Genomic DNA, 12,392 nt, shown 5'->3' with positions numbered 1-12,392 from the left:
TATGAAATCTAAACCATTCAGGGCTTTTGCCCTTTCCTCTGCGCTGGCATTGCTTGCCCTTCCGGGTCTGGCGCAGGTCACCCTCACACCGTTAAGCGTCACCGCCCGTTCGTATGAATCGGCCAGCAACTGGCAGGAACGGCCCTACCGTCCTGCGGGTCTGGTCGAAACCGTGCGCATACCGGGGCATGTGCTGGTCGACGTGCGCGCGGTGTTTGACGGGCCGTGGTCCGACAGCATCGAGCGCGTGCAGGCCAATACCCGCGACATCCTGCTGGTGCTGCCCGACGGGACCGAATTGGAAGCACAGGGCAGTTATGCAACCTGGGGACAGTTGAGCCTGCAATCGCGAACGATGTCCGCTCGCCGCCCGCGCAATTTTCCTGACGAGGATCAGGATGTCTATTGGAACGGCATGTTCCGCGTGCCCAAGGGCGTGAACACCGCAACCCTGCGCATTGGTGGCGACGATGTGCGCTTCGAGGGGCAGGTCAGTATCCCCGGCCCGGTGATGGAAGAGGACGCGGCCGCGTTCGCCAGCTTCCGCCCCACTGCCGTGCGCCGCTTTCGCACGGTCGCGCTGGAGGACGGGCGTGGGGATGAGATGATGAGTTCGACGATCACCGCCCCCGCGGGAATGGTGCTGGCCGAGGTCGAGATCGAGGTGACGGGCGTCACGTCGAACCAGGTCGACGACGGCGAACGCTTTACTTGGAACACGCATAACTTCCGGCTGGTCGACGCCTCGGGTGCGACGATGGGGATGATCGGCGAACGCTTCATGCGCCGCATCCTCGATTCGCAGTTCAACGGCACCGATATCGGCGACTCAGCCGAGCGCACGGTGATCTGGGTGGTGCCCGAGGGGCTGACCGAGGCACGGCTGCTGTTTGGCGAGACCGAGGTGGCGCGGGTTGCGCTGGGGTCTGCGGCGATCACCGAGACGGATTGAGCGAGCGTCGGGGGGCTGCTCGCCCCCCGAACCCCCTCGCCCAAGGGGGGAGCACGCTCCCCCCTTGGGGATCCCCCCGTGGATATTTACGGACAGAAAATGGCAGGCGATTTCGATTGCGCGTGGGGATGGCTGCGCTAGGCTTGGCGCATGTTCACCATCGAGCACGAATTCGACGCCACCGTGATCACCCTTATCGACGAGGGGGAAACCCCCTTGCATGAGGATGTGATCATCGAAAGCCACGACGCGGGCGTATCGCTGTTGCAGGTCGATCCCGACACCGATGAGGTCAGCGCGGTGCATCTGTCGATGCACCAACTCAAGGAATTGAGCGCGGCGCTGGATCTGCCCGAGGGCGTGTACCGGCTGCGGCCTACAGGCAATCCTCAGTCCAGCTGAAACAGCTTATCGCGTGCCGTCTGGCCGCGCAGCAAGGTGAGCCTTGTGGGCGCGACGCCCAGCGATTTCGCTAAAATTTTACGAATTGCGTCGTTGGCTTTGCCGTCCTCAGGCGCGGCGGTCACCCAGATCCTGAGCGGATCAGCGTCCTCGATCGCATTGCGGCGGGCCTTGGGCGTCGCGCGAACGGTGAGCCGCGCGCCGGGAAGCGCGCGGGCCGAGAGGTCCGGCAGGCTCATGTCGCCAGCGCGCGCGCCATCATCGCCCGGTCGACGTTGCCGCCCGAAGCGACCGCGATCACCGGCCCGGTGCCGGGGCGGAAGAGGGCAGCGGCCAGCGCCACGGCCCCGCCCGGTTCCAGCACGATCTTGAGCCGGTCATGGGCCAGCGCCATCGCTTTGAGCGCCTCATCCTCGCTCACCACCAGCCCCGGACCGCACAGATCGCGCAGCAGGGGCCAGGTGAGATCGCCCGTCTCGGGCGTGATGATCGCGTCGCAGATCGAGCCCGAGAGCCGGTCGTTGCGCAGCCGCTGGCCTGCCGCCTGCGAGCGCGCCACGTCGTCGAAGCCCTCCGGCTCGCAAGGCCGCACCACCATGCCCGGCGCGCGTGCCGCCAGCGCCAGCGCGATGCCCGAGGTCAGCCCACCGCCGCCGCAGGGGACCAGCACCTCGGCCGCCGTCACCCCGGCCTCGGCCGCTTGCTCGGCGATCTCCAGCCCCGTGGTGCCCTGCCCCGCGATGACCTCGGCCATGTCGAACGGCTTGATCAGCGTCAGCCCCCGCTCGGCCGCGATCTTCGCGCCCAGAGCGTCACGGTCCACCGTGGCGCGGTCATAGGTGATCACCTCGGCCCCCAGCGCGCGGGTATTGGCCAGCTTGATCGCGGGCGAGTCGGCGGGCATCACGATCACCGCCGGGATCCCGTGCAGCCTTGCCGCCAGCGCCACGCCCTGCGCGTGGTTGCCCGAGGAATAGGCCAGCACCCCCGCCGGTTTCAGCGCCGAGACCGCATTCCACGCGCCGCGAAACTTGAACGAGCCGGTGTGTTGCAGGCATTCGGCCTTCACAAAGACCGGCCGCCCGGCGATCTCGTCCAGAAAGGGTGAGGTCAGCAGGGGCGTGCGCCGCGCGTGGCCGGCCAGCCGCCCGGCGGCGGCCTCGATCATCGTGATGTCACTCATATCAGCAGTCCCAGAAAGCGGTGGATGGCGCGCAGCGCCTCGGGTTCGTCAAGGAACGGGATATGCGCGCGGTCGGGCACTTCCTCGTAGATCATGTCAGGCGCGCGCTCGGCCATCTCATCCGCCGTCGCCTGCGTCAGCAGGTCCGAATTGGCCCCCCGGATCAGCGCCAGCGGCTTGGTCTTGCAGGCGTCAAACAGCGGCCAGGCATCGGCGGCGGGGGCTTTCATCGCCTCAAGGAAGGCGGTGCGCAGGGCAGGATCATAGGTCAGATCAAGCCCCTGATCGGTCAGGATATAGTGCTTCTTCGCCTCTTCCATCCAGCGACTGGGAGGCACCTCGAACCCGTCCATCATGTGCTCCAGCGCCACCGCCATTGCGGCATAGCTGCGCGCCGAGGGGGCGCGACCGATGTAGTCGCCAATCCGTGCCAGCCCCAGCGGGTCGATCACCGGGCCGACATCGTTCAGGATCAGCCCGCGCACCCGGTCAGGGGCGATTGCGCTCAGATACATGCCGATCAGCCCGCCGCGCGAGGTGCCCAGAATCGCCGCGCTCTCGAGCCCCAGATGGTCGAGCAGCGCCAGCGCATCGGCGCCCTCCTGCACGATGGTATAGCTCTCGGCCCCGGTCCAGTCCGACTGCCCGCGCCCGCGATAATCTATGCGGATCAGGCGCAGGGGCGGCAGATGCGGGGCAAGGTAATCAAAGTCCGAGGAATTGCGCGTCAGCCCGGCAAGGCAGAGCAGCGGGATACCGTGCCCTTCGTCGGTGAAATAGAGACGCGCACCATCGGCGGCGGTGAAATGGGGCATGGGCCGAACTCTCGTTTTGATGCACTAGACCACGCGGCACGGGGGCGGGCAAGGTTCAGAGCAGCGCGCTGGCGATCAAGTCGGCTTCCAGCGCCTCAGGCGTGGTGAAGAGGTGCGCGGCCATGCCGACGGCTTGCGCGCCGGTCACATTGGCGGGGCTGTCGTCGATGAACAGGCAGTCCTGCGCCTGCAAGCCGTTGCGCTTGAGCAGGCAATCAAAAATCGCGGGTTCCGGCTTGAGCAGTTTCTCGAACCCCGACACCACGACATCCTCGAACACTTCGCCCAGCCGCGGGTGAACCTGCAGGGCCACCGGCCATGTCTCGGCGGCGAAATTGGTGATCGCGAACAACCGGTGCCCGCGCGCCTTGAGCCGGTCGAGCAGCTCCCAGGTCCCGCTGATCGGCTCGGCAATCGTCTCGCCAAACCGCGCGACATAGCTGCTCAGCGGACCACTCTGCCCCGGATGGGCCGCTTCCAATGCCGCAATCCCTTCGGCAAAAGACCGCCCGCCGTCCTGAGTATAGTTCCATTCAGCAAACCCGACGGCCTCAAGATAGGCCAAAGCCTCATCCCGATCAGGATAGACATGCGCCACCGCCCGCTCAGGCCGCCAGCGGATCAAGACATTCCCGACATCGAAAACCACGTGCACCGCAACCCCCTGTCCCTGTTTCTTTGCTCTGAAAATATCCCGGGGGGCGGGCCGGAACGGCCCGGTGGGGGGCAGCGCCCCCCGGCGGCGCGAGGGGTGAGGAGCGAAAAGGCAATCGTCCAGTGGACGATTGCCCGTGACGCAAGATGCCCCCGAGCGCCGCTCCCCCCCCCCCTTTACATCGTGGTGTTCACCGCCCCACCGTCCAGCAGCAGGTTCTGCCCGACGATGAAGCCGGCGTGCTGGCTGCACAGGAAGGCGCAGGCAGCGCCGAACTCGGCGGCCGTGCCGTAACGCCCGGCGGGGATCGACGCCTGCCGCGCCTTGCGCGCTTCGTCCATGCTCACACCCTGCGCCTTGGCTGCGCCCGTATCCAGCGATACGGCACGGTCGGTGTCATGCGTGCCCGGCAGCAGGTTGTTGATCGTTACGCCGGACCCGGCGACCTGCCGCGCGGTGCCTGCAACAAAGCCCGTCAGTCCGGTGCGCGCCGAATTGGACAGGCCCAGCACACCCAGCGGGGCTTTGACCGCCTGACTGGTGATGTTGACCACCCGGCCCCAGCCGCGCTCCATCATCCCGGGCAGGCTGGCCTGCATCAGCGCGATCGGGGTCAGCATGTTGCCATCCAGCGCCTTGATGAAATCGTCGCGGGTCCAGTCGCTCCACATCCCCGGAGGGGGGCCGCCCGCGTTGGTGACCAGAATGTCGATCTGCCCGGCCGCGTCGAGCACCTTGCGACGGCCCTCCTCGCTGGTGATATCCGCCGCGACGGCGATCACCTCGACGCCGTATTTCGCCCGGATCTCGGCCGCTGTCGCCTCAAGCGCCTCGGCCCCGCGCGCGTTCATCACGACTGTGCAGCCCGCCTCGGCCAGCGCCTCGGCGCAGCCCCGGCCCAAGCCCTTGGACGAAGCGCACACCAGCGCGCGTTTTCCCTTGATCCCCAGATCCATACCGATGTCTCCTGCTGTTTTCCCAAGACCTAGCACCCGTCCCCTTCGGCGGCAACGCGCAGGCTTGCGCGACCGCCTGCAACCGCCGATTGACGTTCAACACCCCCTACCCGTAGTATCGCCGCTTGTTCACCCGCAGCCGGAAATCACCTATGCCCGCCCAGCCCCTGACCGCGCGCTCTTCGGCCCCGGCTGCGCATGCGGTCACGGTCTACGCCGCCGACGGCTTGCGCGTGCTTTCTGGCGCGAACGCGGGCGATCCGTTGCCTGCGCCGGTGGACAGCATCCATGGCGATTACTACCGGCTGGCCGAGGACGCCGCACCGATCACCCTGATGCTGGACCTCGAGGCCGGGCGACTGGCCGACGGCTGCGCCTTTGGCGGGGCCGGGGACACCGTGCAGCTGCAGGGCCGGCTGTCCCTGATGGCCCCCGATGGCGATCTGGTCGAAGTCCTTGTGCTGGCCATCACCGGCGCACGGGTTGCGCTGCCGCTGTCGCCGTTGCGCGCCAAGCTGACCTATACGCTCATCGCCACCGATGACGCGCCCGGCCCGATCCGGCTGGCCGATGTCGTCGCCGGGGCCTTCGCGCGCGGCACCCGCATCGCGCTGGCCGACGGGCGGCAGCTGCCGGTCGAGGATCTACAACCCGGCGACGTGGTGATCACCCGCGACCATGCCGCCCAGCCCCTGCGCTGGAAAGGCGCTGTGACGCTGAGGGCCGAGGGGGGCTTTGCCCCGGTCGTGGTACTGCCCGGCGTGATGGGCAATCCCGGCCCGCTGTCGGTCAGCCCCTATCACCGCCTGTTCCTCTATCGCCGCGACGCCCGGGCGCTGGCGGGCGCGGCAGAGCTGCTGGTGCAGGCCCGTCATCTGGTCGACGATGCCACAATCCTGCGCCGCGAGGGCGGCTTCGTTGAATATTTCTCGCTGGTCTTCGACGCGCATGAAGTCATCTATGCCGAGGGTGTGCCGTGTGAGAGCCTGATGGTCTGCCCCTCGGTCCTGACCCGCCTGCCCGAGGATCTGGCCGCGCCGCTGCGCGATGCCTTCCCCGGTCTCAGTCAACGCCTGCACACCGGCGCCGATCTGCGCCCCGAGCTGGTCTCGCGCCTGCGCGACCGTCCCAGCGCCCTCCGCGCCTGAAAGCCCGCCATGCCCTTTGCCTCTGTCATCGCCGCCACTGACCTTACCGACCGCTCGGCGCAGGTGCCCGGCCGCGCCCGCCTTCTGGCCCGGCAGCCCGGCGCGCAGGTCTTGCTGGCGCATGTGCTGCCCGACGAGGGCAAGAAGCGCCGCAACCGCGATGAAATCGAGGCCGCGCTGACCCGCGTTGCCAGCGACGCAGGGTCGAACGGCATCCGGGTGCTGAGCGGCGAATCCGGCGCGGCGCTGTCTGAACTGGCAACAACCGAACACGCCGGACTGATCGTGCTAGGCCTGCACCGCGAGCGGCGGGTGCTGGACCTGTTGCGCCTGACCACCATGGAGCGCATCGTGCTGGCCGCGCCCTGCCCTGTGCTGATCGCGCAGCTACCGCCCGAGCGGCCCTATCGTCAGGTGCTGCTGGCCACGGATTTCTCGCCCGGCTCGGCGGCGGCGCTGATCGCTGCCGCGCAGCTGGCCCCGCAGGCCGAATTCCACGCCATTCACGCGCTCGAGCCCGGCTCGGCGTTCAGCCGGGGAAGCCGTGACAGCGAGGCTGCACTGGAGAAAGCCGAAGCCGCGCGCGACGCCTTCCTGCAGACCCCCGGCCTGCCCGCGCTTGCCGAACCGCCCGAGATCGTCCCCGGTGGGGTCCATCAGGTGCTGGCTTTCCGGCGCGAGGAACTGGGTGCCGATCTGATCTGTCTGGGCGCGCAGTCGGGCAAAGACCCTCAGACCCTGGGCAATTACGCCCGCGACCTGATGCGCGCGCCGCCCACCGATGTGCTGGTTGCCAAGGCCCCCTGACGTCAGGCCGACGTCTCGTCTTCCCAACGTTTCTGCATTTGCGCGGGCGTGACCGTCTCGACGGTCTGCGACAGAATCCAGCGGTGGCCGAACGGGTCCATTACCGTCGCCGTGCGCTCGCCAAACGACTGATCTGCCGGCGCGCGCAGCACGGTGGCCCCGGCGTCAGCTGCACGGGCCACGTCAGCATCGACAGCCTCGGTCGCCAGATGCAGCGTCACCGCTGTGCCACCCAGGGTATCGGGGCTGACCGCGCCGAAATCGGGATACTCATCGCTCAGCATGATCCGCGAGGTGCCGATGGTCAGTTCGGCATGACCGATGCGCCCGTCGCCGGGGTCGGTCATGCGGAATTCCTCAACCGCGCCGAAGGCTTGGACATAGAAAGCGAGGGCCTTTTCAGCCCCCTTCGCGACCAGATAGGGCGTGACAGACAGCGGCATTGTTTGATCCTTGGCTTGCTTCATATTTATATTTACGTTACGATCCGTAATATAATGAGTCAAGACATCCCCAAACCCCGTGGCCGTCCGCCCAGTCAGGCCGCAAAGCGCAAGGCCTTGGCCGCTGCCTTCGAGATCCTCATGCAGGATGGCTTTGGCCGCCTGACCATCGAAGGCGTCGCGGCGCGGTCAGGCGTTGGCAAGCCGACACTTTACCGCCACTGGGCGAATGCCAGCGAACTGGCGATGGCCGCCTTGATGGAGGGGCACCCCGCCGCCGCCGCACACCCGACAGGAAGCCTGCATGAAAGGCTCGAACAACAGATCCTCGGCATTGTGACCGCCTTTGCCACCACGCGGGGGCGGCAGATCGGGCTGGCACTGGCGGCAGCGGATCGCGACAGCGAGATGACCCGCGCGTTCCGCAACCGCGTCATCCTGTCCGGGCGCGAGGCCGGGCGGGCGCTGATCGCCGAGGCCGTAGCATCGGGTGAAATCGCCGCGCCCCGCGACGGGGACGTGTGCCTCGACATGATCTACGCACCGATCTTTTACCGCCTGCTGGTCGGGCATCTGCCGCTGGACAAGGCCTTTGCGCTGGGGCTGGTCGCGCAGGCGATGGCGCTGCTGAAAGCCGCGTGAGCGCGAAGCCAGGTGTCGCGGTTCAAACGCTCACCCGACGCGCCGACCGCTGGGTCTGGCAGACGCTACAGCGCTCCGCGCGCAAGGGCGGCGGCGAGGGCTGCAGGCTCAGGCAGCTCAAACAGGATATCGGCTGTCAGGGTCTGCCCGGTGGCGGCTTCAAGATCGAGGATCATCTCGGTGATCATCAGCGAATCCAGCCCCTGATCGGCCCAGGCGAGCATCGGGTCGACCGCGTCCACCTCTTGCTGCGTGGCGACCGCGATCCAGTCGGCGAAAAAGCCAAGATAGGCGGCATAGGGATCGCCCGTCCCGGCCAGCGCCTGTTTCAGCTGCGCGATCGCCACCGCGCGCGCCTGCGCCGTCTGAGACGCAGCGCGCGGGGACCAGTCGAGCAACACCCGCTCCGGTGTCTCGGCAAGCGCGGCATCGCTGTCGGCGCGGCGCAGTTTGCCGCTGGTTGTCCACAACAGACTGCCCGTGCGCAACAACAGGACATGCGCCGCCTCGACCCCTGACCGGTCCAGCAATTGCCGCCAGATCCGCGCGGCCAGCGCCTCGCCTTCCGCCAGCCGCCCGGGCGTGATCTCGCACAACACCGCCACCGCGCCGTCCGGGCGCTGATGCACCGCAACCCGTCCCCGGCGCAGACCGGGGTCGACGCCCTCAAGGCTGGTCTCCAGATCCGAGGCATGCAGCGTGCGCCCGTGCCACAGCACGACGTCCTTGATCCGGCCGGTCACGAACAGCTCACCCAGCCACAAAAACCCCAGATCGCCGCTGCGCAGATAGGGGCCCGACCCATCGTCCAGCCGGGCACCGAAAGTGGCCTCACTGGCGTCGGGGCGGTTGTGATAGGCCGAGCCGAGGCTGTCGCCAGCGATCCAGATCTCGCCGATCCTGTCCGGTGGGCAGGTACGGCGCGCGTCGGGGTCGACGATGCGCACGGGGTGCGAGGTGCGCACCAGGCCCGACGACACCAGCCGCCGCCCCTGCCCCTCAGCCACCTCTGTTACCTGCCGCTGGTCCAATGCCGTTGGGTCAAACCACGCGGAAAGCGCGCCGCTGCCGCGTACTGCTCCGGCGACCAGCAGCGTTGCCTCGGCCAGACCGTAGCAGGGCATGACGGCACCGGGCGACAGGCCTGCATCCGCGAAAGTCTCGACAAAGGCGTCGATCGTCTCGGGGCGCACCGGTTCCGAGCCGTTGAGCAGCACGCGGCACGACGACAGGTCCAGTTCGGCCCGACGGGAGGGCGATATGGTACGCACACAAAGCTCGAAGGCGAAGTTGGGCGCGACGGTGATCGTGCCGCGATACCGGCTGATCGTGTCCAGCCACAGCACCGGACGGCGCACAAAGCTTTGCGGGGACAGGATATAGACCGACCCGCCAAGCCAGCAGGGGAACAAGACACCGCCGACAAGCCCCATGTCATGCTCGGGCGGGAGCCAGGTAACGACGCGCTCGTCCTCGCTGCCTTGCACCGCGCGCTGGATGGCGTGCATCTGACCCAGCAAGGCCCGGTGTGTCACCACAACGCCTTTGGGCGCACCGGTCGAGCCCGAGGTATACTGAAGAAAGGCGATATCGTCCGGGCTGGTTTGCGGCGCGATCACCGGCGAGTCGACCGCCGTGTCGACCCGCAGACACCGCGCGCGCGCGATCTCGGCGGGCCAGCTGTCGGGCACACCGACAAGAGTTTGCGTGTCGGTCAGCACCGCCCTGCAGCCGCTCTCGCGCAGGATGGCATCGGCGCGCCCGCGCGCCTTGGCGCTGGACGGAACCGCGACCGGCACTGCCGCGCAACCGCCAAGGAACGCGCCCAGCAGGGCGACGGCAAAGTTCAGACCGGGCTCGAAAACCAGCGCGACCCGTGCGCCCTTGCCACAGTCCGCCGCGCGCAGCATCGCGGCGACACCCGAGGCGCGCGCGAGCAACGCCGCATAGCTCAGTTCTTCCGGCTCGGACGCAGGCCCGACAAAAGCATACGCCAGTTTTTCGGGCCGCCGCACGGCGCTCCGGGCGATCTGCTGTGGCAGCAGAAGGGCTGGCAAGCTCACGTGCGGCTCACCGGTGCAAGAGCCATGTCTGACGGCTGCTCTCGATCTCGAACCCGTGCTCGTGGGCGAAGGCCTTGATGTGATCCTGCATGACAAATTTGCCGGTTTCGTCCGGCCAGAGCCAGTCGTCGCCGCTCAGGATCGCATTGGGATAATAGGCATAGGCCGCATCCAGATCGTCGCGGTGCTTGAACGCGTCGATATAGATCATTTCGATCGGGATCTGGCGTTCAGAGAGATAGAACAGCGCCTCGGGCGAGAAGCGGCGCACGGGGATGAAGCGCTCTTTGTAAAGCCGCAGGTTATTCAGCGCGACGCCGTAGTTGCCATACTGGCGCAGCATCTGGACGATGCGCGCGACCTCGGCGTCGTCCATGTGCCAGACGTGACGCGCCATTTGCGGATGGTTCACCATCCGCTCGATATAGGCCGCCCAGTTGCCATCCCACGGGTCCACTCCGATCACGGTAAGGTCGGGCTTTGCATCCAGCCAATGCCGCACGGACCCGCCCAGAAAACAGCCGACCTCGGCCATCAGGGTGACATTCTTGTCGACGATCTCACGCGTGATGATCTCGCGCCCGCCCCGTCCGTTGGCGTCGAGGGCCAGCATGAACGGCGCGTGCTCGCCCCAAGGGAATTCCGGCCACGGGTTGTCCCGGCGCAGAAACTTGAGGCCATGGGTGATTTTTGAGCCGGGGAAGACATCTTCTTTTGGAAAGGCCGGCGGCGCTTTGGGCGCAGGCGCGGCAGTAACGGGCTTGGCGTCAGCGGGGGATTGCCCGCCCTTGCGGTAGTAAAAAATGCTGTGGCCAGAAACGCCCTTCCACGCCTCTGCCGGGATAGCGGCGCGGCGCAAAACCTCCGGTTCAAACAGCGCCAAGGGGTCGATCAGATGCTTTTCGGGCCCCCAGACCTGCGCCAGTTGCGCTTGCAGATCTCTGCTGCCAAACACCCGCACATGGTCTTCCTGCCCGAAGCGTTCCATGCGCTCGGCGTCGGTCAGGCTGCGGGACAGATCCTCGATCGTCTCGTCCCCACGGATGGGCACGCAGAGGAAATGCAGGCCGCCCGGCGCAAGAATGCGATCAAGCTGCTGCAACACGCCCGTCACATCGCAGGGCACATGCTCAAGCACATGGCTGTGCACGATAAGATCATAGCTGTCGTCGGCGATCCCGGCGAGATCGCTGCACATATCCATTTTGCCGACCGTGAACACCTTGCTTTTATAGCGTTCGGGAGCGAGATCGACGGGGTGATACTTTTCGCCCGACAGCGCCAGAAACCGCCGCCCCAGCCCCAGTTCGGGGGCAAAATGCAACACGCGCTTGCCTGCTTCGAAGCCGCCCAAGCGCTCAATCGCCATGTACATCAACCGCGTCCGCTCGACCCCCTGACAGGTTGAACAGCGCGCATCCTTGCGCCCGCCAAAGTCCTGAAACGTGGTTCCGTCGCAGATCGGGCATTGCTTGGTCGCGGTCATCGGGCTTTGATCTTTCGTCGTCACGGTCGGTGATGCGGGCGCAGCGGCCCCTGTGCGGGGTGTCTGCCGGGCTGCAGTTACCGGCCCCAGTTTACGCATTACGAAGGTCGCGTTGGTGTTACATGTCTCGAGCACGCCACTGCGCCGCACCACGGACAGATGCCCGCCCAGCGAGCGGATCAGATCCGTCAGATCCGCGCCGTAGTCAGTGTACACCAGACACGTCGAGCCATCACCCGAGTTATGATACACCGGCGGCTTGAGGTTGAACTCTTGCCCGTCGCGGATTTCCACCCGCGGGCTGGTGGTCTCGGGAAAGGGAAAGTCATTCGGGATCGAGCAGACGTGACACCCACCGGGTCGCAGCACGCGCAGGATCTCGGCAAACGCGGCCTCGATATCAGGCAGATGCTCCATCACGTCGCTGGTGATCACCAGATCAAAACTGTCATCGGCAAAGGTCAGCTGCGTCAGATCCTCGTTGCGCACGCCGTCGTCCCGGGTGCTGCCCAAGGGCAGTTCGGGGGTGAAATAAGACTGCACATAGCCGGGGAGACCACGAAAACGGCGAACGAAGGGGCCTCGCAGCGCGGGCTCGAAAATATCGACGGTATCCAGCAGGCCTTTTGCGATCAGTGCATCCAGCGAAACCGCCTGCCCGCGCGCGAACTCGTCCAGAATAACACCCGCCTGATCGCGCCACCGCAGGGTGAACCGGCACTTCGGACAGGGGTAGGATTCGCGCACAGACCGGTGGTCGCCGCGCACGAACGTACCCGCCGCGCCGCAGATCGAGCAGAGCCCGTCGAAATCACGTCCCGTCAAAGCCACGCCCTTCCC

General features: G+C 66.8%; 13 protein-coding genes. 5 read left to right on the top strand and 8 right to left on the bottom strand.

Going from position 1 to position 12,392, the window contains the following annotated elements; translation table 11 throughout:
- Window position 1 precedes the first annotated feature (1 nt).
- Window positions 2–952, top strand: a complete 951-nt coding sequence (locus EAE28_RS08610; protein WP_127105446.1) for a hypothetical protein — start codon at window positions 2–4, stop codon at window positions 950–952.
- A gap of 150 nt (window positions 953–1,102) precedes the next feature.
- The gene (locus EAE28_RS08605) at window positions 1,103–1,354 is read left to right on the top strand and encodes a hypothetical protein (RefSeq protein WP_127105445.1); all 252 of its coding nucleotides are present in this window, start codon (window positions 1,103–1,105) and stop codon (window positions 1,352–1,354) included.
- Here the strand turns inward: EAE28_RS08605 and EAE28_RS08600 are convergent.
- The 5 genes from EAE28_RS08600 to EAE28_RS08580 form a co-directional block, all read right to left on the bottom strand.
- Window positions 1,342–1,593: a DUF167 domain-containing protein gene (locus EAE28_RS08600; RefSeq protein ID WP_127105444.1), complete on the bottom strand. Its 252-nt coding sequence runs from the start codon at window positions 1,591–1,593 to the stop codon at window positions 1,342–1,344. The genes EAE28_RS08605 and EAE28_RS08600 overlap by 13 nt on opposite strands.
- The gene (locus EAE28_RS08595) at window positions 1,590–2,537 is read right to left on the bottom strand and encodes a threonine ammonia-lyase (protein ID WP_127105443.1); all 948 of its coding nucleotides are present in this window, start codon (window positions 2,535–2,537) and stop codon (window positions 1,590–1,592) included. Before EAE28_RS08595 ends, EAE28_RS08600 begins: the two co-directional genes overlap by 4 nt.
- Window positions 2,534–3,352: an alpha/beta fold hydrolase gene (locus tag EAE28_RS08590; protein ID WP_127105442.1), complete on the bottom strand. Its 819-nt coding sequence runs from the start codon at window positions 3,350–3,352 to the stop codon at window positions 2,534–2,536. Before EAE28_RS08590 ends, EAE28_RS08595 begins: the two co-directional genes overlap by 4 nt.
- 55 nt (window positions 3,353–3,407) lie before the next feature.
- Window positions 3,408–4,007, bottom strand: coding sequence for an HAD family hydrolase (locus EAE28_RS08585; RefSeq protein ID WP_127105441.1), 600 nt, complete (start codon window positions 4,005–4,007; stop codon window positions 3,408–3,410).
- Window positions 4,008–4,183: 176 nt separating this feature from the next.
- A complete protein-coding gene (locus EAE28_RS08580) occupies window positions 4,184–4,963 on the bottom strand; it encodes an SDR family oxidoreductase (RefSeq protein WP_127105440.1) in 780 nt (259 codons plus the stop codon).
- Window positions 4,964–5,115: 152 nt separating this feature from the next.
- On the opposite strand from EAE28_RS08580, the gene EAE28_RS08575 reads away from it, so the two are divergent.
- Together EAE28_RS08575 and EAE28_RS08570 are read left to right on the top strand one after the other, a co-directional pair.
- Window positions 5,116–6,111: a Hint domain-containing protein gene (locus tag EAE28_RS08575; RefSeq protein WP_127105439.1), complete on the top strand. Its 996-nt coding sequence runs from the start codon at window positions 5,116–5,118 to the stop codon at window positions 6,109–6,111.
- A 9-nt stretch (window positions 6,112–6,120) separates the two neighbouring features.
- Window positions 6,121–6,918, top strand: coding sequence for a universal stress protein (locus tag EAE28_RS08570; RefSeq protein ID WP_127105438.1), 798 nt, complete (start codon window positions 6,121–6,123; stop codon window positions 6,916–6,918).
- A 2-nt stretch (window positions 6,919–6,920) separates the two neighbouring features.
- Here the strand turns inward: EAE28_RS08570 and EAE28_RS08565 are convergent, their stop codons facing one another.
- A complete protein-coding gene (locus EAE28_RS08565; protein ID WP_127105437.1) occupies window positions 6,921–7,361 on the bottom strand; it encodes a VOC family protein in 441 nt (146 codons plus the stop codon).
- A gap of 54 nt (window positions 7,362–7,415) precedes the next feature.
- Here EAE28_RS08565 and EAE28_RS08560 point away from each other — a divergent pair, with 54 nt between their 5' ends.
- Entirely contained in the window at window positions 7,416–8,003 is a 588-nt protein-coding gene (locus tag EAE28_RS08560; RefSeq protein ID WP_127105436.1) for a TetR/AcrR family transcriptional regulator, read from the top strand.
- A gap of 65 nt (window positions 8,004–8,068) precedes the next feature.
- On the opposite strand, the gene EAE28_RS08555 is transcribed toward EAE28_RS08560, so the two are convergent.
- Both EAE28_RS08555 and EAE28_RS08550 read right to left on the bottom strand, forming a co-directional pair.
- Window positions 8,069–10,066, bottom strand: a complete 1,998-nt coding sequence (locus tag EAE28_RS08555; RefSeq protein ID WP_164736586.1) for an AMP-binding protein — start codon at window positions 10,064–10,066, stop codon at window positions 8,069–8,071.
- A gap of 7 nt (window positions 10,067–10,073) precedes the next feature.
- Entirely contained in the window at window positions 10,074–12,383 is a 2,310-nt protein-coding gene (locus tag EAE28_RS08550; RefSeq protein WP_246022314.1) for a class I SAM-dependent methyltransferase, read from the bottom strand.
- Window positions 12,384–12,392 lie beyond the last annotated feature (9 nt).

It is taken from the genome of Pararhodobacter zhoushanensis, from assembly GCF_003990445.1.
Lineage (GTDB): Bacteria > Pseudomonadota > Alphaproteobacteria > Rhodobacterales > Rhodobacteraceae > Pararhodobacter > Pararhodobacter zhoushanensis.
The sequence above is the reverse complement of the archived record's forward strand: the minus strand, read 5'-3'. Positions and strand labels throughout refer to the sequence as shown.

Bases quoted from the DNA above. Each gene is read 5' to 3' on its own strand.
- EAE28_RS08595 (WP_127105443.1), bottom strand. From the start codon at position 2,537: ATGAGTGACATCACGATGATCGAGGCCGCCGCCGGGCGGCTGGCCGGC.
- EAE28_RS08590 (WP_127105442.1), bottom strand. From the start codon at position 3,352: ATGCCCCATTTCACCGCCGCCGATGGTGCGCGTCTCTATTTCACCGAC.
- EAE28_RS08560 (WP_127105436.1), top strand. From the start codon at position 7,416: ATGAGTCAAGACATCCCCAAACCCCGTGGCCGTCCGCCCAGTCAGGCC.
- EAE28_RS08610 (WP_127105446.1), top strand. From the start codon at position 2: ATGAAATCTAAACCATTCAGGGCTTTTGCCCTTTCCTCTGCGCTGGCA.
- EAE28_RS08570 (WP_127105438.1), top strand. From the start codon at position 6,121: ATGCCCTTTGCCTCTGTCATCGCCGCCACTGACCTTACCGACCGCTCG.
- EAE28_RS08575 (WP_127105439.1), top strand. From the start codon at position 5,116: ATGCCCGCCCAGCCCCTGACCGCGCGCTCTTCGGCCCCGGCTGCGCAT.
- EAE28_RS08580 (WP_127105440.1), bottom strand. From the start codon at position 4,963: ATGGATCTGGGGATCAAGGGAAAACGCGCGCTGGTGTGCGCTTCGTCC.
- EAE28_RS08605 (WP_127105445.1), top strand. From the start codon at position 1,103: ATGTTCACCATCGAGCACGAATTCGACGCCACCGTGATCACCCTTATC.
- EAE28_RS08600 (WP_127105444.1), bottom strand. From the start codon at position 1,593: ATGAGCCTGCCGGACCTCTCGGCCCGCGCGCTTCCCGGCGCGCGGCTC.
- EAE28_RS08565 (WP_127105437.1), bottom strand. From the start codon at position 7,361: ATGCCGCTGTCTGTCACGCCCTATCTGGTCGCGAAGGGGGCTGAAAAG.